Raw genomic sequence first — 268 nt, 5'->3', positions numbered from 1 at the left:
CCAGGCTCAGGCCGGCGGCAAGCCGGTGGCCGGTACGCAGGCCGAGGGCCGTGGCACGGGTCTGAGCCACCTCGCGCGCCTCCGCATGCGTGGCACGCAGCGCCAGGGCCTTGGCCCGCACGCTGTCCGCCGCCGGCTTGAAGCGCACGATGACCCGGGCCTCGGTGTCGGCGCTCTGGGCCGTTACCGCAAACGGGGCCGCGAGCGCGGCAGCAAGGAGGAGGGGGCGCAGCAACAGCATGACGACAACTCGGGCGGAAGGGCTGGC

1 protein-coding gene is annotated in these 268 nt (G+C 74.6%); it reads right to left on the bottom strand.

What is annotated here, in order from left to right:
• On the bottom strand, nucleotides 1-241 hold a 241-nt coding region (locus tag RVY79_RS19890; protein WP_317466298.1), incomplete at its 3' end, for a hypothetical protein.
• Between the last annotated feature and the right edge of the window lie 27 nt (nucleotides 242-268).

This window comes from Chromohalobacter sp. HP20-39 (assembly GCF_033052815.1).
Taxonomy (GTDB): Bacteria; Pseudomonadota; Gammaproteobacteria; order Pseudomonadales; family Halomonadaceae; genus Chromohalobacter.
This window is presented reverse-complemented; position numbering and strand designations above follow the sequence as displayed.